Annotated in this window: 18 protein-coding genes and 2 pseudogenes; 13 read left to right on the top strand and 7 right to left on the bottom strand. The window is 69.6% G+C overall.

Going from position 1 to position 18483, the window contains the following annotated elements; genetic code table 11:
• The first annotated feature begins 87 nt into the window (after positions 1-87).
• Both AOQ53_RS32190 and AOQ53_RS32185 read left to right on the top strand, forming a co-directional pair.
• Positions 88-615, top strand: a complete 528-nt coding sequence (locus AOQ53_RS32190) for a hypothetical protein (RefSeq protein ID WP_059422623.1) — start codon at positions 88-90, stop codon at positions 613-615.
• Between the two features lie 89 nt (positions 616-704).
• A pseudogene (locus AOQ53_RS32185) lies at positions 705-1153 on the top strand (GNAT family N-acetyltransferase).
• Positions 1154-1466: 313 nt separating this feature from the next.
• On the opposite strand, the gene AOQ53_RS32180 reads toward AOQ53_RS32185, so the two are convergent.
• The 3 genes from AOQ53_RS32180 to AOQ53_RS32170 all read right to left on the bottom strand — a co-directional run bounded on the left by AOQ53_RS32180 (position 1467) and on the right by AOQ53_RS32170 (position 5565).
• Positions 1467-2270: a hypothetical protein gene (locus tag AOQ53_RS32180; RefSeq protein WP_059422619.1), complete on the bottom strand. Its 804-nt coding sequence runs from the start codon at positions 2268-2270 to the stop codon at positions 1467-1469.
• 73 nt (positions 2271-2343) lie between these two features.
• Positions 2344-3639: a hypothetical protein gene (locus tag AOQ53_RS32175; protein ID WP_236711894.1), complete on the bottom strand. Its 1296-nt coding sequence runs from the start codon at positions 3637-3639 to the stop codon at positions 2344-2346.
• A 216-nt stretch (positions 3640-3855) separates the two neighbouring features.
• Positions 3856-5565: an NAD-dependent malic enzyme gene (locus tag AOQ53_RS32170; protein ID WP_078945603.1), complete on the bottom strand. Its 1710-nt coding sequence runs from the start codon at positions 5563-5565 to the stop codon at positions 3856-3858.
• Positions 5566-5766: 201 nt separating this feature from the next.
• Here AOQ53_RS32170 and AOQ53_RS32165 point away from each other — a divergent pair, with 201 nt between their 5' ends.
• The 4 genes from AOQ53_RS32165 to AOQ53_RS32150 all read left to right on the top strand — a co-directional run bounded on the left by AOQ53_RS32165 (position 5767) and on the right by AOQ53_RS32150 (position 9523).
• The gene (locus AOQ53_RS32165; RefSeq protein WP_059422618.1) at positions 5767-6609 is read left to right on the top strand and encodes an SDR family oxidoreductase; all 843 of its coding nucleotides are present in this window, start codon (positions 5767-5769) and stop codon (positions 6607-6609) included.
• A 25-nt stretch (positions 6610-6634) separates the two neighbouring features.
• A complete protein-coding gene (locus AOQ53_RS32160) occupies positions 6635-7732 on the top strand; it encodes a type I phosphomannose isomerase catalytic subunit (RefSeq protein ID WP_059422645.1) in 1098 nt (365 codons plus the stop codon).
• 82 nt (positions 7733-7814) lie between these two features.
• On the top strand, positions 7815-8651 hold the full coding sequence (locus AOQ53_RS32155; RefSeq protein ID WP_059422616.1) for an alpha/beta fold hydrolase: 837 nt from the start codon (positions 7815-7817) through the stop codon (positions 8649-8651).
• A complete protein-coding gene (locus AOQ53_RS32150; RefSeq protein ID WP_059422614.1) occupies positions 8648-9523 on the top strand; it encodes a sugar phosphate isomerase/epimerase family protein in 876 nt (291 codons plus the stop codon). The genes AOQ53_RS32155 and AOQ53_RS32150 overlap by 4 nt, the downstream gene beginning before the upstream one ends.
• Positions 9524-9576: 53 nt before the next feature.
• Here AOQ53_RS32150 and AOQ53_RS32145 read toward each other — a convergent pair whose 3' ends face one another.
• The 4 genes and pseudogenes from AOQ53_RS32145 to AOQ53_RS32125 all read right to left on the bottom strand — a co-directional run.
• Complete coding sequence (locus tag AOQ53_RS32145) at positions 9577-10857, bottom strand: phosphatase PAP2 family protein (protein WP_167745788.1); 1281 nt, start codon at positions 10855-10857, stop codon at positions 9577-9579.
• A 500-nt stretch (positions 10858-11357) separates the two neighbouring features.
• The gene (locus tag AOQ53_RS32135; protein ID WP_269085487.1) at positions 11358-11738 is read right to left on the bottom strand and encodes a 4'-phosphopantetheinyl transferase superfamily protein; all 381 of its coding nucleotides are present in this window, start codon (positions 11736-11738) and stop codon (positions 11358-11360) included.
• 187 nt (positions 11739-11925) lie between these two features.
• On the bottom strand, positions 11926-12300 hold the full coding sequence (locus tag AOQ53_RS32130; protein ID WP_059422608.1) for a hypothetical protein: 375 nt from the start codon (positions 12298-12300) through the stop codon (positions 11926-11928).
• A 78-nt stretch (positions 12301-12378) separates the two neighbouring features.
• Positions 12379-12534, bottom strand: a pseudogene (locus tag AOQ53_RS32125) (XdhC family protein); the annotation flags it as partial.
• A gap of 37 nt (positions 12535-12571) precedes the next feature.
• Here AOQ53_RS32125 and AOQ53_RS32120 point away from each other — a divergent pair.
• From AOQ53_RS32120 to AOQ53_RS32090, 7 genes are all read left to right on the top strand, one after another.
• Positions 12572-12904 carry a hypothetical protein gene (locus AOQ53_RS32120; RefSeq protein WP_059422604.1) on the top strand — a complete coding sequence of 111 codons (333 nt, stop codon included), beginning with the start codon at positions 12572-12574 and terminating at the stop codon, positions 12902-12904.
• Positions 12905-13087: 183 nt separating this feature from the next.
• Entirely contained in the window at positions 13088-14623 is a 1536-nt protein-coding gene (locus AOQ53_RS32115; protein ID WP_099054736.1) for a fused MFS/spermidine synthase, read from the top strand.
• A gap of 254 nt (positions 14624-14877) precedes the next feature.
• Positions 14878-15288 carry a hypothetical protein gene (locus AOQ53_RS32110; protein ID WP_059422600.1) on the top strand — a complete coding sequence of 137 codons (411 nt, stop codon included), beginning with the start codon at positions 14878-14880 and terminating at the stop codon, positions 15286-15288.
• A 91-nt stretch (positions 15289-15379) separates the two neighbouring features.
• The gene (locus tag AOQ53_RS32105) at positions 15380-15832 is read left to right on the top strand and encodes a DUF5990 family protein (RefSeq protein WP_059422598.1); all 453 of its coding nucleotides are present in this window, start codon (positions 15380-15382) and stop codon (positions 15830-15832) included.
• A 280-nt stretch (positions 15833-16112) separates the two neighbouring features.
• Positions 16113-16415 (top strand): hypothetical protein, encoded by a 303-nt coding sequence (locus AOQ53_RS32100; RefSeq protein WP_059422596.1) that lies wholly within the window; start codon positions 16113-16115, stop codon positions 16413-16415.
• A 21-nt stretch (positions 16416-16436) separates the two neighbouring features.
• On the top strand, positions 16437-17678 hold the full coding sequence (locus tag AOQ53_RS32095) for a PP2C family protein-serine/threonine phosphatase (protein ID WP_059422594.1): 1242 nt from the start codon (positions 16437-16439) through the stop codon (positions 17676-17678).
• Between the two features lie 449 nt (positions 17679-18127).
• Positions 18128-18331, top strand: a complete 204-nt coding sequence (locus tag AOQ53_RS32090) for a cold-shock protein (protein WP_030730357.1) — start codon at positions 18128-18130, stop codon at positions 18329-18331.
• Positions 18332-18483: the final 152 nt, after the last annotated feature.

Genomic DNA, 18483 nt, shown 5'->3' with positions numbered 1-18483 from the left:
CAGGGCGCCGACCCTCAGTTGAAGAGCGATCCCCACCCAAACGAGCGGACGTACCGCACGCTCACGAAGTGCTCACGGAGGCACTGGATGAATCACCGCATGCGCCGACTGTTGACGGCCGGCATCGCCGCAGGGGGTGTCGGCGCGGCATTGGCCGCAGTCCTGCTGATCGGCAGCCCGCAGCAGGACAACGGCGACCGGCGGACCGACCGGCAGGAGGCAGTCGCCGAGCGCGGTCAGAGCGTGATGCCCTTCGACCTCGAACAGACCACCCACCACTTCACCCCCACCGAGACAGGCGGGGCCCAGGACGTCGTCGCCGACCGGCCCGACGACGCCAAGCAGATCGGCCTCATACGCACCCATCTCCAGCAGGAGGCCAAAGCGTTCAGCCAGGGGGATTTCGGCGACCCCGCGCAGATACACGGCGACAGCATGCCGGGCCTGGGGAAACTGCGAGAGGGATACGAGCGCATCGAGGTGCGCTACCGGGAACGGCCCGACGGCGCCACCCTCACCTACGCCACCGACGAGCCCACACTGGTCAACGCCCTGCACGACTGGTTCGAAGCGCAGCTCAGCGACCACGGCGACCACGCCGAATCCGGCCACTGACCCGCGAGCAGCACACCGGAGCCCGGCTGAGAGTGAGATCAGCGGCGTCAGGCCGTGCCGTCCCTCAGCGTGTAACAGGTGGAGAGACCATGAGCGATCCTTACGAATTGACCGTAGGCGCGTGCCCTCCGTCGAGGTCTTCCGCCGCTTGCGCACCGATGCCGGCCTCTCGGACAAGGCGCCCGAGGCGGTTGCGCTCGCCCTCCTCAACACGTGGCACGGGGTGGTCCTCCACCACGAGGGGGAGCCCATCGGCATGGGGCGCATCATCGGTGACGGCGGTACCGCGTTCCAGATCGTCGACATGTGCGTACACCCCGCACACCAGGGGCGAGGCCTCGGCAAGCGCATCATGGCCGCGCTCGCCGAGGAACTGGAGAGCCGGGCGCCCGCCACGGCGTACGTCTCGCTGATCGCGGACGGCCCGGCGCGCCACGTCTATGAGAGGTTCGGCTTCGCCGACACGGCCACGCACGACTCGATCGGCATGTACCGCGTGATGGACACAGGCCCTGGACGCAGCGGATCACGGGCGTAGCCGTAGACCGAACGCTGCAACCGTGACCGCAGTCCCCCCAGGCCCAGTCGTCCGCCGTCCGCCCCCGCGTACCCCCCCGGCGGGCACCGCGACGGACGGGTACGGCGTTCGCTTCTCGTCACCCGCTCCATGCGAAACCCCCAGATCACAGACCTGGGGGTTCGTTGCTGCCGGGACCGGTGGGCGGGGTTCATGCGCCTGGCACACCATTGGCATTCCGGTGGCTCCTGCTGCTCTCACGGCCCCTTGGGAGAGCGAGGGCACTTTTATGTGATCGCCGTGCGAACGTGAGCTTTCGAGAGCGCCGTCCGGGTTATTGCACATCCACGTAGTCGCCGGTCGCCTTGACGGCCGGGGTGGTGGAAGTCCCTGCGAAGTTCCAGCGCCAGTAGCCGTCTTCGGAGGCGGTGACCGTGGTCGCCAGGTTGCCGGTGCTGGAGGTGTACACGGTCTTGATGGTCGCGTAGGTCGTAGCGCCGGACTTGCGGAACTGGAGCATGACCGGCTGGTTGGTGTAACCCCGGTAATCGAGATTGTCCCAGTCGGCCCGGGTGAGCTTGCCGGTGACGGTGAGGGTCTTGCCCCTGGGAGTCGGTTCCGGGCCTGCGTTCACGGTGAGTTTGGACTGCCGCTGCAGACGGGTCGTGGTGTAGCTCGCCGATTGGGTCCAGCTGTCGTCATTGGCCACCCCCTGGGCACTGACCTTCCAGGTGCCGGCGTGGGCGTTGGTGAGCGCGGTGCCGCCGTACTTCCAGTCCGGTTCGAGGGAGATCGTCTGCGAGCAGGTGGAGGTGGTGGCACTCGAGGCGACGCAGTCCGCATGGGAGTAGTACTGGTTCGACACGATGCGGTCGTCGTAGGTCTCGTAGGGGTTCGCACCATCCGGTCCGCGCCACAGGACGAAGTCCGCGTCCTGGATGCCCGACGGGTGGGTGAAGGTCCCTGAAACCGTGATCGTCTTGGCGTAAAGACCGACCACGACGTTCTTGCCACCGTCGAAGGAAACGTTGCTGATCTGGACGTCGGTCTGGGTCTCGTCCGCGTAGGCACCGGGGGCGGCGTAGCCGGCCAGCGCGGCGACGGCACTGAGCAGAGCAAAGGCAGCGCGCTTGCGCATGTATCTCCTTCACAGAGGGAAAAGTGGGAACCCGCTGAGCGGGAGCAGCGGGGCAGTGCCGGTCAGGGGCCGGTCAGGGGCCGGTGACTGACTTGATCGTGTACGGGAAGCTCTCCTGCTGCCAGATCACCGTGAACCGGGAGGTCGGGCGGGTGTCGACCTGTGGTACCCGGCCGTCCGACGTGAGTGTCTTCACGGTGCCAAAGGTGCCGGAAAGGCTGATCAGGCGGGCGCTGGCCTTGGTGTAGCTGTACGGGGGCGTCGACTTGGGGACGACCGTGTGGAAGACCAGCATGCCGTCGCCGTCGTCGTCGAGGGCCAGGTCGGGACGGTCGCCGGGACCCAGGCCGGTGACGGCGCCCCGGGCACCGGCCGCGGAGAGGCGGCGGCCGAGCAGCTCGAGTTTGCCGCTGCTGCTGTGGCGGGTCCACACGATCATCGAGTCGCCGTCGAGGTCGGTCGCGAGGGCGTGGTGGAAGCCCACGTTGTCCGTGGAGGCCGAGATGCGCAGGGGAGCCGCCAGGGTGCCGGTGCGGCTCCAGCGAGAGGCCCAGATCTGCGAGACGGAGCCGCCGCCGGAGCGGTAGGTGATGACCGCGTCGCCGTCCCGGTCCACGCCGGCCCGCACCATGCCGAAACCGCCGTACGACGCGATGGGCGACGTGAACACCTTCGTCGAGGAGACGGACGTCGACGTGATCCGCTTGGCCACGACGTCCGAGGCGCGCGCCCAGGCGACGACGAACTGGCCGCTGCGGTCCACTGAGATGGCCGGCTTCCCCGCCGAGCCCGAGCCGAGAGTGATGGGATCACCGAGCGTGCCGTCGAGCTTGAGGCGGCGGGCGACCGCGTACCAGCTTCCGTCGCGGATCTCCGTCCACGCCGCCATCGCAGTGCCGCCCGGGGTCACGGCGACCACCGGGGTGGTCGCGGGCGCCGACGTGGACAGCTTCTGAAGCGGTCCGACGAGGCTGCCGGAGGCCGAGAGCCGGCGGCCCACGACCTGGCTGTCCTGCTGCCAGACCACCGCCGAGTCGCCGGTGTCGTCGGAGGCGGCCTCCGGCCAGGACGGCGCGGCACCGTCGGGCGACAGGGTGCGGATCGCTGTCACCGTACCGCTCGCGGTCTTCACTCTGGCCTGGATCCGGTAGTAGCAGCCCGGCGTCGACAGGTCGCAGGCATTCCAGGCCAGCAGGGCGTCGCCCTGCCGGTCGACCGACACCGTGGGGGAATCGTCGGGGGTCCAGCCCGAGGCCGACACGTTCCACGTCGACGTCCACGCCGCCTCGGCGTTCATGGCCATCGTCGCGGTGACCGCGATTCCGGCCGCCGCGGCGACGGAAACCCCGGCAAGAACACGAGGCTTCACCGAACGCCGATGACGTGCTGCACGCGGAGCCACCCTCATCCCCCGTTTCCCATGACGTGGGCACAGCCGTCACAGGCTGCCCTCAATATCCAGCGCACCTGCATGCTCAAACGTCACATGCGTACGGACGGACATGAGCGGTCTGGTGGTCTCCAGCAAAAAGGGCGCTCGATACGGCCACGCAGAGCGGCACGCTCGCGCACATGCCTCGTCCTGTCAGCTGTACTCGGGCTGCCACATGGCGTCCTGGACCTGCTGGATCACGTCGTCGAGGCGGGCCCGGGCGACGCCCTCCTCGGCGGCGCGGCGGGCGACGGCCGCGGCGACGACGGCCGAGGAGGTGCGCAGGTTCTCCACCTCCGGCAGCAGGGGGGCGCCGGGCTCCGACAGGTCGGCGAGGCCGGCGACGGCTTCCGCCGCGGCCTGGAGCATGCCGTCGGTGATCCGCTCGGCGCGGGCCACCACGGCGCCCAGCCCCAACCCCGGGTAGACGAGGGCGTTGTTGGCCTGGCCGATGACGTACGTGGTGCCGTCCAGCTCCACCGGAGGTACCGGGACGCCGGTGGCGACCAGGGCCTTGCCGCCGGTCCACCGCAGCACCTCCTCCGGCATGGCCTCGATCTTCTCTGTCGGGTTGGACAGCGGCAGGACGACCGGCCGGTCCACGTGACGGGCCATGGAACGCACCACGTCCCGGGCGAAGGCCCCGTGCTGGGTGGAGGTTCCCACCAGGACGGTCGGCTGTGCCTGGTCCACCACGCTCGGCAGGTCGGCCGGCCTGTCGTCGGGCCACTCGTCGTCGGGTCGCGCGTAGGGCTGCTGGTAGTCGCGGAGTCCCTCGGTGGACTGCCGCAGCAGGCCCTGGCGGTCCACGCACCAGATGCGGCGGGTGGCCTCCTCGCGGTCCAGTCCGTCGCGGACCATGGCGTCGCGCAGCTGGTCGGCGATGCCCACGCCCGCCGTCCCGGCGCCGAAGACCACGATCCGCTGGTCCCGCATGGGCGTGCCGGTGACCCGTGCCGCGTTCATGACGCAGGCCAGCGTGATCGCGCCGGTGCCCTGCATGTCGTCGTTGAACGTGCAGATCTTCTCGCCGTACTGCTGGAGGATACGGCGGCCGTTGCCGGGGCCGAAGTCCTCCCAGTGCAGCAGCGCCTGCGGGAACAGCTCGCCCACCGCCTCCACGAAGGCGGCGACGAACGAGTCGTACACCTCACCGCGCACCCTGTTGTGCCGGTTGCCGACGTACAGCGGGTCGTTGAGCAGCGCCTGGTTTCCGGTGCCGACGTCGAGCATCACCGGGATGGCCCGCCCCGGGTGGATGCCCGCGGCAGCGGTGTAGACCGCCAGCTTGCCGACCGAGAGCTGCATGCCGCCGACACCCCAGTCGCCGATGCCGAGGAGTTGCTCCGCATCGGTGGCCACCAGCAGGTCGACGTCGTCGGGGCCCAGGCCCAGCGCCTGGAACGCCGGGCGGATGTCCTGGGGGCGGTCGATGGACAGGTAGACACCGCGCGGCCCCCGGTACTCGTGGCTGTAGCGCTTGACCGCCTCGCCCACGGTCGGGTCGTACACGATCGGCAGCAGCTCGGTGAGGTGGTCGCAGAGCAGCCGGAAATAGAGGACCTCATTGCGGTCGTGGAGCTGCTCCAGGTACACGTTCTTCGCCAAGTCGTCCGGCTGTGCCCGTAGTTGCTCCCAGGCGCGGCGCGCCTGGTGCTCCAGCGACAGCACTGCGGGCGGCAGCATCCCGACCAGGCCGTGGCGTTCCCGCTCCTCCTGTGTGAAGGCGATGCCCTTGTTGCTCAGCGGGTCCGTGAGCAGTGCGTGCCCGTCCGGTCGCCCGCGGCCGGTGTGGCCCTTCCCGGTGTGGCCCTTCCCCCTCCCCTGGTGGTCATCCTGTGCACGGTTGCTGGGCGGGGCCATCGGCTCTCCTTGCATCGTACGACTGCCGTAGGGGGTGGTTTCCTGCCAGGCGCCCCGGGTACCCCGGTCGGCGTGTCAGGCGCACCGGCGCCCATCCCTTTGCCGCACTTTGACGCGGCCCTTCGTTCGGGTACGGCGGCGCCACCGCCTCCAGCCGGTGCAGCGATCCCCGCGATGAGAGAGATAGAGGGGGATTTCCCCATGTCCAAGCCCGCCCAGCAGCAACAGCCTCCGGGTGCCGAAGCGGACCTGCGGCCCAAGGCCGACCACGGTGAGCACAGCTACCGCGGATCCGGCCGACTGGCCGGGAAGGCAGCCCTGATCACCGGTGGCGACAGCGGCATCGGCAAGGCCGTCGCGATCGCCTACGCCCGCGAGGGCGCCGATGTGCTCCTCTCGCACCTGAACGAGGAGGAGGACGACGCCCGCGACACGGCGCGCTGGGTGGAGGAGGCCGGCCGCAAGGCGGTGCTGGTGCCCGGTGATCTGAGCGATCCCGCCCACTGCCGGGAGGTGGTGGCGCGGGCCGTCGAGGCGTTCGGCCGCATCGACGTCCTGGTCAGCAACGCGGCGTTCCAGATGTTCCGCGACTCGATCGAGGAGGTCCCCGACGAGGAGTGGGACCACACGCTGGCGACCAACCTCAGCGCCATGTTCCACCTCTGCAAGGCGGCGGTGCCGCACATGAAGCCGGGTGCGTCGATCATCGCGTCCAGCTCGGTGAACTCCGACACGCCGCCGCCGGGCCTGCTGGCGTACAACGCGACGAAGGCGGGCCTGGCCAACATGGTCGGCTCGCTGTCCCAGTCGCTCGCCGAGCGGGGCATCCGGGTCAACAGCGTCGCCCCGGGACCCATCTGGACGCCGCTGATCCCCGCCACCATGCCGCCCGAGCAGGTCGAGGACTTCGGCGGCCAGACACCGCTGGGACGCGCCGGGCAGCCGGCCGAACTCGCCCCCGTGTACGTCATGCTCGCCTCGGACGAGGCCGCGTACGTCTCGGGTGCGCGCATCGCCGTCACCGGTGGCCAGCCCATCCTCTGACATTCCGTCAGGAATAGGAGTGACCGTGGACTGGTACCCCTTGCGGCTGACCACCCCCGTCAAGCAGCACGTCTTCGGCGGCCGGGCCCTCGCCGAACGGCTGGGCCGTACCGGCCTGCCCGACGGCCCGGTCGCCGAGACCTGGGAAGTCAGCGATGTGGACGGCGAGGGGGCACGGGTCGCGGACGGCGCGCTGGCCGGACTCACGCTGCGCCGGCTCGTCGAGGATCACCCCGACGAACTCGTGGGGCGTGGGTGGCGCGGCCCGCGCTTCCCGGTGCTGACCAAGTTCATCGACGGCACCGGTGCCCTTCCGGTCCATCTGCACGCCGACGACGACACCGCGCGCCGGCTCGAGGACGAGCCCCACGGCAAGACCGAGGCGTGGCATGTCCTCGACGCGGCCCCGGGAGCCACCGCCCTGGTGGGGGTGAAGGCCGGTGTGGACCGGGACACACTGCACCGGGCCCTGCTCGCGCAGGACTTCGACGCGGTCATGCGCCGGCTTCCGGTGCGGGCCGGGCAGACCGTCTACGTACCCGGCGGGACCCTGCACAGTTTCGGCCCGGACACACTGGTCTACGAGATCGAGCAGACCTCCGACATCCAGCAGCACGCCATGCGCCGGCGCATGGAGGACGACTCGGAACTGGACGACGCGGAGTGGCACACCAACCTCGGGCGGCTGCTCGACGAGTGGCGTCCCGGACCACGCCCCGACTTCCACTCCGGCCTGAGCGTCCGGGTCGACGACGGAGTCGAGCGCACGGTGCTGTGCGCGGGCCCGTACTTCGCGCTGGAGCGGTGGCGGGCGGGCACCACGGCCCCACTGGTGCACGACTTCTCCACCGCGCTGATCGTCAGCAACGCCGGTGCCCCGGTCACCGTGGAGTCCGGTGGCCGGTCCGAGCGGCTCGGGCGGGCCCGGAGCCTGTTGCTGCCGGCCGCGCTGGGCCGCGTACGGATCCAGGGGCCCGCCGACGTCCTCCTCGGTTACCTGCCCGACCTGGAGCAGGACATCCGCACGCCGCTGCTCGCGGCGGGGCACGGGGCCGCCGCCGTGGCCGCGCTCGGTGAGGGCCTCTCCCCTGTGCCGCCGGGGCCGGGCGCCGGGAGGCACTGAGACGAGCGCGCCGGGAACACCCCGGCAGCCCACCGCTGGTGGGGACACCGCGGGGACACACCATCCACGTCGAAGGAGAACGATGGGCAACATCACCACCAGCGACGGTGTCACGATCCACTACGAGGAACAGGGCACCGGCCCTCCTCTCGTCCTGATCCACGGCTGGGGCTTCAGCGGCCGCTTCTTCACGCGCAACCTGGACGCCCTCGCCGAACACGCCCGCGTCATCACCGTCGATCTGCGCGGTCACGGCGACTCCGGCAAACCCCGCCACGGCTACCGGGTGTCGCGGCTGGCCAAGGACCTGTTCGAGCTCCTCGAGGAACTCGACCTGCGCGAGGTCACCGTCCTGGGCTGGTCACTGGGCTGCCCGGTCATCTGGAGCTATCTGGAACTGTTCGGCAGCCACCGCCTGGCCCGCGCGGTGTACGTCGAGCAGGCGCCCCGCCAGTACTACGCGCCGGACTGGCCGCACGCACACGCCACCTGCTACGACGAGCCCTCGCTGGCCGCCCTGCAGACCCAGCTCACCTGCGACCCCCCGGCCTTCGACGAGGACCAGATCGGCACCATCTTCGCGGGCGAACCCACCCCGCAGGAGAAGGAGTTGCTCCTGGCCGAGATGGCCAAGTCACCGGCGTACGCACGCAACGCCCTGATGGCCGACCACACCCGCCACGACTGGCGCGATCTGCTGCCCACGATCCGGCTGCCCAGCCTGGTCCTGGTGGCACGTCAGGACCAGGTGTTCCCCTGGCAGGGCCCCGCCTGGGTCGGCGAGGCGCTCCCGGGAGCCCGGACCGTCTTCTTCGAGCACAGCGGCCACGGGCTGTTCTTCGACGAGCCGGAGAAGTTCCACCGGACGGTCACCGGCTTCCTGACCGACAGCAGGGACGACACGGAGGTACTCGTATGACTCTCACGGACAGCACCACACCTCCGTTCGCCTTCCCCTACGGCGTCAACCAGTTCACCACCATGCCCTGGTCCTTCGAGGAGGACCTGACGCACTACGCCGGCCTGGGTGTCGAAGCGATCGAGCTGTGCGAGACCAAACTCCACGACGACCATGACCGCGCCAAGGCGCAACTCGCCTCCGTCGCCGAGACGGGACTGCCGATCAGCTCAGTCCAGCCCGTCGTACGGACCGTGTTCCCCAGCGAGACCCAGCCGGACCCCACCACCCGGCGCGACCGGCTGGCCCGCTTCCGCCGCAGCGTGGAGCTGATCGCACCGTTCGCCCCGGGCGCGGCCTTCGTCACCAACACCGGGCCGGCGCCCGACGGGAACCTGCACGAGGCGATCCGTCAGACCGTCATCCATCACCGCGAACTGGCGGACGTCGCCGCCGACCACGGCGTACGGATCGCGCTGGAACCCCTCAACCCCGTCCTGCTCAACGCGGAGACCGCCATCTGGACCTACCGGCAGGCGCTCGACATCGTCCAGGAGGTCGACCGCGAGAACGTGGGCGTCTGCCTCGACCTGTGGAACCTGTGGCAGGACCCGGATCTCGTCCCCCGCCTCGCGGACGCTCCCGACCGCCTGTTCCTGCTCCAGGTCAGCGACTGGCGCACACCCCGCTCGCGGATGGACCGGCGCAGCGTCGGCACCGGCGCCATCCCGGTGGGCCGACTGCTGCACGCCGCCTACAGCGTCGGCTACCGCGGGCCCTGCGTCCTGGAGATCTTCTCCGACAACGTGCCGGACTCGCTCTACGAGACGGACCTGGACGATCTTCTGCGCACCAACCGGACGGCCCTCGAATCGGCCTGGCGCAGCGGCTGAACGCGTCGACCTCGTGGTGGCCGCCACGGCCGAGTCGCAGGGGCTGTTCTCGCTCAAACCGGTTCGGGTTGCGGTTCCGGTTTCCGTGCGGCTATCGCCGTCGGTTCCCACAGTCTGGCGGTCCGTACGTAGCCGTAGACCACTGAGGTCATCGCCAGAATGAGAAGTGATCCGGAGACCTCCTGGTGTCTGGCCATCTCCATCGGAAGATAGCGGTACGACACCAAGAGCGCCGCGAAGACCGCGGTGCCGTAGACGACCAGCTGGATCCCCCGCCGGTCCAAGCCACGGTCGAGCGAACGCAGCGCTGCCTCGATGGTGAGCGCGAACACCACGCCGGCGACGAGATCCACGCCGTAGTGGTAGCCGAAACCCAGCGTCGCGGCGAGCGTGGCAACCAGCCAGAACGTACCGGCGAATCGCAGGATCCGTGGACCCTTGCGGGAATGAATGAAGATCGCGACGGCCCACGCCGTGTGCAGGCTGGGCATGCAGTTTCGGGGGGTGATCTCGTCGTATGGCATCAGGCGCGGCGTGGTGATCGGCAGCGGCGTGTGCGGCCACAGGTTGGCCGCCGCCCACTGCACGCCGCCGGTCCCGGAAGCGCCCGGACCGTAGGCGAAGACCGGTCCGACCACCGGAAAAAGCATGTAGATGCCCGGCCCGAGGAGGCCGATCACCAGGAACGTCCGCACCAGATGATGGCTCGGGAAGCGGCGCTCGACCGCTACGTGACGCAGCTGGTAGAGCGTGACGACAATCGCGGCCACCGCAAGCTTTGCGTAGACCAAGTCGAGAAGATGGATGCCGATCGGGCCGGTGGCCTGGAGCATGCGGCCTGCCGGCCACGAAGGGTTGCCCAGCGCGTGATCGGCGGTCGCCACGTACTGGTCGAGCACCGCCGGGCGGGTCTTCGACGTGATCAGCAGCCAAGCGTCGCCGGACTTGCGGCCGGCCACCAGCAGCAGGCCCAGCCCGACGCCCTTCAACAGGAGGACTCGTTCCCAGCCGGTGCGGCGCGTAACAGCGATGACCGCATAGCCCAACATCACCAACAACGCGCCATTGCCGAAGAAATGGCCGTCGGCCACTTTGATACCGGCCGCCCACCGCACCAACAAGAGGACGCCGTCCATGCCGATCGCGGCGCCAGCCGCGATGATCCGTTGCGGCCAGGTGAGCACCACCGACATCAACGCCAAACCACCGTACAGCGGCCCCGGTTTCGGGGCTAATATCGCCCCTTTCAGCTGGTCGGCAACCGGCCCCGGTTGACCGATCACCAGTGCGACAGCGAGCCCAAGAGCCGCCACACCCGCTGTGACCCACAGCATCACTCGCCACTGACGCCGAGCAGTCGACGCACTTCTGCTGTCTAATCGCGAAAACACCTGCAACGTCCTAGATATGAATTTTTCGACTGATTTGCTTGATATGGGTTGAAGGGGTGAACAGTGACGGGATCATCATCGCGAGTCCGAGGATGCTATGAGCTCGTAACAGGATCACGATCGGTACTTGTTTGAGCCGCCTTCAACAGGTGGGTCCGCCACGAGGTTTCGTGCACCACTGCCCGCGTTCCGGGCCGCTGTGTTCGCGCTCGTCGGTACGGTGCCCGGGGTGTTCTTCGCCGTGGGACTGGTCGGGGCGCGACGCCCCCGTTCTCTCCTGACTCGCGGGCCCGGCGAGAACCTTGACGCCGGGATGCGTCTTGGCAGCCTTCCGCAGCCGCTCGGAAGCGTCCTCGAACCGCTTCTTCGCGTCGGTGACCTTCGCCGCCTTCATGTCCCCCGCCGAGTGACTCGGCGAGTTCCACACGCGCTGCGAGGAGCCGTCAGCTTACGGTCGCAGACCGGGATGCCGCTGACGTGATGGTCTGTCCAGGGGGCGGGTCCGCCGGGAATGCCGTCGCGGTGAGCAGGATGCCGTCGCAGACGTGCCGGCGCCCCGTGAGGACAAAGGCCTCGCCCGCCAGGTGTGCGGCGAACGTGCCGGTCCCCGGGGAGAACGTGATCCCGGCGTCCTCGAAATGGAGGACGCGGGGCGCGCTGGACGAACATGCCTTGTAAGCGGACCTTTTGGCGCTGAAGAGCAGACGGTCCCAGTGGATGCCGGGGCGGACGGCGTGCAGCCGGTCGAGGCGGGCGTGTTCGGACGGGGAGGTGATCCCGTCCCGGACGGCGGGGGACACGGGGGCGTGGGGCTCGGCGTCGATCCCGAGGCCGGCGAGGTCGGCGGTGCGGGCCGCGGCCGCGGCGCGGTAGCCGTCGCAGTGGGCCGTAGGGCTGCTCAGCGAATGACGGACGCGGCCGGCCGACGGGCCGGCCGCGTGTGGGTGGGGTTTTCACGGGAGAGACCGGCCCGCGTGTGACGGTGCGGGCCGGCATGCCCGAAATTGCCTGTCACCGGTCGATGTAGCTGAAATCGCCCACGGTCCACGCGCTGACGTCCTTGATCGCGACTCGGTACATGCCGCCCGTCTCGGGGATCCCGAGGCTGCCCTGGAGGATCCGGGCGAGGTGGAAGTGCAGGTGCGTGGGCGTCTCGCCGTGGCCGGGCCGGTTCTGGCGTGGGCCGCGGGTGAAGACGTCGGAGAACGGGCCGAGGTGGTCCGAGTCCTTCAGGACCTCCGCCACCCGCTCCCTCCACACGGCCTCGGGAGCCAGCCGGCCGGTGATGACGGCACCGCCGACGACCACGGTCAGTGACATCTGATTGCTTCGCTCGGATTCCACCGCGGCGGAAATGGCGACGAGCAGCTCATCAGGGTTCGACATGAGTCCATATCCTATTCGGCTGCCTGTCCCGGAACCCTCCGCGGGCGTGAAACGGCTGCGAACCAGCTGTGAGATGCATCAGGGCACGAGCGCCCGGTTCCGGTGGATCGGGCCGGACAGGTGGGACAACGGCAGGCCCGTTCCCCGGTTGGTGTGGGCGACGATCTCCGCGGTGATGGAGATCGCTGTCTCCTCGGGCGTGCGCGCGCCGAGGCCGAGGCCGATCGGGGGAGCGCAGCGGAAGTCGGCACCGCGAGTAGCGCCTGTCCTCATGGCCCTGGCCCGATTCACCGTCAACCCGGTCGTCACCTCGCTCGCCGTCCGCTTCGCCGGCGACGCCCCCACCCTCACCTCAGCGCTGACCACCTCCGCCTGCAACACCGGCATCGCCGCCGGGTCGGCCATCGCCGGCAGGGCCGTGGGCTCCTCCCTCGGCCTGACCGGACCGCCCCTGGTCGGCACCGTCTCCGCGGCCCTCACCCCGCTACCGCTGCTCGCCCTCGCCGTCAGCCGCACACCCCGCACAGCGCGGGTCCTCGCCCGGCACACGACCTCGCCCCACGCGCGCGACGACGAAAGCGCACAGGCACGGTCGCAGCGCTGACGCTCCGGCACGGGGCACGCCGGCGGGGACGTTGCTCGGTCGATGCCGACGCGGGGCAAAGGGGGCCCGCCGCATCCGGTCCGCTACCTCGCCCCGGACGATGTCGACGCGGGGCTGCTCGCGCTGCGGGAGCGGCAGCGATGTCGGGGCGCCGTACGGGCATCGCATGCAAGGATGTCGCCCGTGACCGGATCGTCTTCCTCGCCTGTCGCCGAGGGCACGCCTCACAACGACGGCCTGGGTCCCCGTACCGCCGCAGTGTTGGTGTTCGGGTCCTCAGCCGCGGTCCTGGTGGTCGAGATCGTCGCTCTGCGGCTGCTGGCTCCCTATCTCGGCCTCACCCTCGAGACCAGCACCATGGTGATCGGCATCGCCCTCACCGCGATCGCCGTCGGCTCCTGGCTGGGCGGGCGCATAGCCGACCAGGTCGATCCACGCCGGCTCCTGGGCCCCTCGCTCGGGGTGTCGGGAGCGGTCGTGGCGCTCACCCCTGCCGTGCTGCGCAGCACCGCGGAGTGGGCGCCGGCGTTGCTCTTGCTGATCGCGTCGCTGACCATCCTCGTGCCGGGCGCGCTGCTCTCGGCGGTGACGCCGATCGTGACCAAGCTGCGGCTCACCAGCCTCGCCGAGACCGGAACGGTCGTCGGCCGGCTGTCCGGCGTCGGCACCGTCGGGGCCATCGTCGGCACCGTCCTCACCGGGTTCGTCCTCGTGTCGCGGCTGCCGGTCAGCGGCATACTGATCGGCCTCGGCACCCTGCTGGTGATCGGCTCGGCGCTGGTCGAGTGGCGAACGCGTGGGTGGAGCGGCACCCCCGCCCTGGCCCTCGTGGTCGTCGCCGGCGGCCTCGCCACGACGGTCGCGCCCGGTGGCTGCGACACGGAGACCAGGTACCACTGCGCCCGGGTCGTAGCGGACCCCGACCGGGACAGCGGCCGCACACTCGTCCTGGACGGCCTGCGGCACTCCTACGTCGACCTCGACGACCCGGCCTTCCTCGAGTTCGAGTACGTGCGCGCCATCGCGTCGGTGGTCGACGCCGCCTTTCCCGAAGGTGAGCCGCTCGCCGCCCATCACGTGGGCGGCGGCGGGCTCACCATTCCCCGCTACCTCGCGGCCGCCCGGCCCGGAACGCGCAGCCTCGTGTCCGAGATCGACGGTGGGGTCGTGCGCATCGACCGCGACCAACTCGGTCTGGGATCAGCGGCCGGTATCGACGTACGCGTCGAGGACGGCAGACTCGGGCTGCGGCGGCTGGACGCCGGCAGCCGTGACCTCGTCGTCGGCGACGCCTTCGGGGGCGTCAGCGTGCCGTGGCACCTCACCACGGTGGAGGCGATGACCGACGTACGGCGGGTGCTCGACGAGGACGGCCTGTACGTCGCCAACCTCATCGATCACGGGGGCCTGGCCTTCGCACGTGCCGAAGCGGCCACCCTCGGCGAGACGTTCGAGCACGTCGCCCTCGTCGGCGAACCCGCCGATATCGGCCTCGACCCGACCGCCACAGCCCTGGGCGGCAATCTGTTGGTGATCGCCTCCGACCGGCCGGTCGACCTGCGCGCGACCCAGAAGGCGCTGGACGCCCGGCAGACCGGCTGGAAGATCTCCACCGGCGACGACCTCACGTCCTGGATCGGCGACGCCCGACCGCTCACCGACGACTACGCACCCGTCGACCAGCTCCTCCAGCCCTACAGTCCGGGGAACGGCCGGTGACGGGGCACACGGCCGCATGACGCAGGGCGGCGCGTCGGCGAACCGCCGCCCACAGCCGATGTGTTGCCGTGTCATGGCTGCCACGGCGGTGTTCTGAAGGAAAGACGCGTGCGACCTGAGGGCTCCGGGGCTCCTCATAGTCAGCACAGAGCGGGAACCGGTGCGGAGGCCGCCGGCTCCCTGCCACTCCCCACTTCGGTGCGCAAGGCCGTCGTCGCCACCGCCGCGATCACCGCCGGGCTGCTGATGACGGCGTGCCAGAACGGCACCGGCGACAGCTCGTCGGGGACGAACGAACGGGCACGAACGGAACGGGCACGGCGGCGGTCGCGGAGAAGGCGTCGGACTCCAAGTCGAGTTCGGAGAAGAAGTCGGAGAAGAAGAAGGGCGTCAGCGGCTCGTTCAAGAACGGCAAGGTCACCTATCTCGCGCCGGGCAAGTACACGGTCTCCGACATGAAGGGCGTCGAGCAGCAGTTCCTCGTCGCCGAGGACACCGAGATCTGGGACTACGGCGACATCTGCGGTGACACGAACACGGGTGAAGGCGGCCAGGGCGGCATCGAGTGCACCGAGGCCGAACTGGAGACGGCCGCCAAGAAGGGCTTCACCGCCGAGGTCGTGATCAGCAACGGCATCGCGACCACCATCCGCGACGACCACTGAGCCGCGGGCCTGCCGGAACGCGCCGCGCCGGAGGTCCACCCGCTACGAGGCCGGACGACCTCCGCGCGGACGATGGCGGGATGATGGCCCTATGCGCATCCGCATCGACGCCGTCGACCTGCCCGGCAGACTCCCCGCGTACGGCGACATCCACGTCGCCGTGCAACGCCGCGACCGTCCGGCCGAACTCCTCGAGCCACAGCCCGCCGACGCACCGTCCGCGACCTGGACGCTGGAGTGCACCACGAGCACCTCGCCGACCGGCATCGAGATCAAAGGCCCTTACGTGCAGGACCGTCTGGGCCGGCGGTTCATCTACCTGTCGTGGGGCACGGTCGACGAGTCGGGTGTCTTCACCATGTTCCGCCGCGCCAAGCTGATGCTCGACGTCATCCCCGCCGACGTACTCACCGCCGCCGCACGCGACGGACTGCTGGTCGGCCGCCTCGGCCTGACAGACGCCCAGGGCGGCCCCCTGTGCGCACGCGTCGAGCCCCCTCACATCAGCTGGAGCGCCGCACACGCCGGCCAGGAGGGGTTGTAGCGGTCTATGGCGTCACCCGCTGTCCGACGGCGGAAGCGGATCAGGCGACGTCGCCGTCCGACCAGGCGGCTCCGAGGTCGATCTGGACGGCTCGGTCCCGTCGGTCGTGAGGGGACCCCGCCGATCCACGGCGTCGTACCCGCAGCGCACGAATGGCCCGCCCCGAAGTGCCTCGTGGACCCGAGCTACTTAGCGTCGTCGTGCGTACCCCGCACAGACCGCGCAGGCCGCGCAGGCCGCGCAGGCCGCGCCGCGCCGAGGGCGATTGAGAGGCACCTTCATGGCAGTCGTGACGACCTTCGTCTGGCCCGAGATCACGCCCGACTTGTACGACGCGGCGCGCAAGAGGGTGCGCTGGGAAGAGGAGTCCCCGGACGGGTGCGTGTTGCACGTGGCGTGGTTCACCGCCGATGGCCTGAACGTGCTCGACATCTGGGAGTCGGAGGAGCACTTCGCCCGGTTCATCGCCGGCAGGATCGAACCTGTGCTCAAGGGCGAGATGAGGGTGAGGAGCGCCCCCCAGCCGGAGTTCTTCCCACTCCACAGGCGCTTCGTCGCCCCGGGCGTCAGCGGCGCTGCCTGACGCCCGGGCCGGCGAACAGCGATGACGGCCGGTGGGCGGGAGCCGGACCGGATCGGGGTGGACCGGTCGGAGGGGTTCGGCGAGCGACTGCTGGGGGTGCTGCTGGACCGGGCTCACGAGATGCCGCCGGACCTGATCGCCCCGCTCGTCGCGGAAGAGGTGGCCAGGGTCGGGGGGCGGGACGTCTCCATCCTTTTGCAGGACTACGAACAGGTCCTGCTGGTGCCGCTGCCGGGCCGGAGGCTGAAGGTCGGCGGCCCCGAGCCGGTCGAGGACTCCCCCGCCGGCGAGGCGTTCCTGAGCAGCAGAACGGTAGAGGTGCCGCAGGACGGCAGTGTGCGGATGTACCTGCCGCTGCTGGACGGCAGCGATCAGATCGGGGCGATGGCCGTCACCCTGGACAACGTCGATGACGACGACCGGCGGCTGCTCCGCAGACTCGCCGGTCTGGTCGCGGACATGATCGTCACCAAGGACGCCTACACCGACCAGTTCTTCCAGGCCCGCCGCAGCGCCCCGATGAGCGTGGCCGCGGAGATCCAGTGGTCGTTGCTGCCTCCGCTGTCGATGACCGTTCCGCAGGTCGAGGTGGCCGGAATCCTCGAGCCCGCCTACGACGTGGCAGGCGACAGCTTCGACTACGCCCTCAACGGCGACATCCTCCACGTGGCCATGCTCGACGCGATGGGCCACGGGCTGGATGCGGCGACCATGGCGACGGTGGCCGTCGGTGCCTATCGACACACGCGGCGGTCCCACACCGATCTGTCCCAGGTTTACGCGTTCATGGACAGGGCGATCAACGAGCAGTTCGGCAACGACCACTTCGTCACCGCGCAGATGATGGTGCTGAACATCGCCACCGGCCGGCTTCAGTGGGTCAACGCCGGCCACCCGGCCCCTCTCCTGATCCGCGATCGCGCCGTGGTGGACCGGCTGGAGAGCCCGACCACGCTGCCGGTCGGCTTCGGTGGTGAGGAGCCGGTGGTCAGCGAGCGGATGCTGCGCCCCGGGGACCGGTTGCTGTGCTTCACCGACGGCCTGATCGAGGAGCGCCAGCCCGGCGGGGAACAGTTCGGTGAGGAACAGCTCATCGAATGGACCAACCGGGTCCTCCGCGACCGCACCGAGGTGCGGTCGGTGGTGCGAGCGCTCTCCCACGCCCTGAAACACGGGCGTGGCGGCGCCACGAGCGACGACGCGACGATCTTCCTCGTCGAGTGGCGAGGCGGCGATGCCGATCATCTCGCCACCTTCGACTGACTTCGGCAGTGCGGACCCCCTTCGGGTGGCTGACCGCCACCGGATCCTCCCGCAGGTCACCCGTATGCCGATGTGACCTTCATCGCGATCGTGGCGTCCCGGCGCGTTCGCCGTCGTCCCGTCCGCTGAGGGGGACGGCCGCGGCGCAGGAGCCATCGAGGGAGGTCATGGCGCTGCGGCCGGGAGTACGCGGCAGGAACAGTGCGTCCACGCGGGACCAATATCTGTTTTTGCGAGATGAGAAATTTGTGCGGCACACGGCGAGTATTCCTCGACCTCCGGACGGGGCGGAATTATTGATCCACACAGCGCCGGTCACGCCATGCTACTGTCGATCTCAGTTGCAGGTGTGGTTGCCAGAAGGTTCATTTTCCTACGGGGTAATCAGCACGGCGACGCGGAATCCGCACAGGGTGAATTCCGAACATCGTCTCCGAAGGAGAATTAACATGGCTACTGGTACCGTGAAGTGGTTCAACGCGGAAAAGGGCTTCGGCTTCATCGAGCAGGACGGCGGCGGCGCCGACGTCTTCGCCCACTACTCGAACATCTCCGCCCAGGGCTTCCGTGAGCTGCTGGAAGGCCAGAAGGTGTCCTTCGACATCGCGCAGGGCCAGAAGGGCCCGACGGCCGAGAACATCGTTCCCGCCTGACATCGCGGCAGCAACGCATATTTCGCAGCTGGGGCCCGCACCTTGGGGTGCGGGCCCCGGCTCGCTGCTTTTCAGGGCGCGTGACAATAAATCCGCGCCCAACATCTCCGGCTCGTTCTCGCGATTCTCTGCGCCGTTCATTTGCGCGGCGG

Source organism: Streptomyces azureus (genome assembly GCF_001270025.1).
GTDB classification, from domain to species: Bacteria; Actinomycetota; Actinomycetes; order Streptomycetales; family Streptomycetaceae; genus Streptomyces; species Streptomyces azureus.
The sequence above is the reverse complement of the archived record's forward strand: the minus strand, read 5'-3'. Positions and strand labels throughout refer to the sequence as shown.